A 738-nucleotide genomic window follows, 5' to 3' on the forward strand; every position below is an offset into this window, starting at 1 on the left:
TGAAGGTCGAGTTAGTGGTGATGGAAAGTACGGGCATTTACTGGAAAAGTCCGTACGCGGCACTGGAAGCGGCCGGTCTCAAAACGCTCGTGGTCAACGCCAAACATGTCAAGAACGTGCCTGGGCGCAAAACCGATGTCAGCGATGCGCAATGGCTCGCTACGCTGGCCCGTGCAGGACTGCTGCGCGGCTCGTTCATTCCTCCTGCGCGCCTGCGTGAACTGCGTCTGGTATCACGTCAGCGGCAAAAGCTGGTCGGCCAACTAGCCGCCGAGAAAAACCGGCTGCACAAGGTGCTCACCGACAGTGGAATCAGGCTTGGCGTTGTCGTCAGCGATGTGCATGGTGTAGCGGCGCGCAAGATGGTCAAGGCCCTCATTGCCGAGGCCAGCGTGCAGGAAATACTGGCCTTGGCCAGCACGCGTTTCAAGGCCAGCCGCGAAGAATTGTTCGAAGCTCTGCAAGGCGAGCTGACGCCGAGTCATCGTTTCGTCCTGCACGAATTAATGCAGCATATCGAGGAAATCGAGGCGCGCATCGCGCGCTTCGACAGTCAATTATTGACCGGCATGGCCGAGCAGCGCAATGCACTGGCACTGCTGCAAACCCTTCCCGGAATCGACCTGATCGGCGCTGCCATGCTCCTCGTTGAAATTGGCACCGACATGGATGCCTTCGGCAGCCCGGATCGTCTTGCTTCATGGGTAGGGGTCTGCCCTGGCAACAATGAATCGGCTG

Annotated in this window: 1 protein-coding gene; it reads left to right on the top strand. The window is 58.8% G+C overall.

Annotated features, from left to right (window positions below):
- Positions 1 to 738, top strand: a 738-nt coding sequence (locus tag IFT60_RS26175; RefSeq protein WP_192057023.1) for an IS110 family RNA-guided transposase, incomplete at both ends; no start/stop codon positions are given.

Origin of the sequence: Massilia sp. CFBP 13721 (assembly GCF_014842025.1) — a bacterium.
Lineage (GTDB): Bacteria > Pseudomonadota > Gammaproteobacteria > Burkholderiales > Burkholderiaceae_D > Telluria.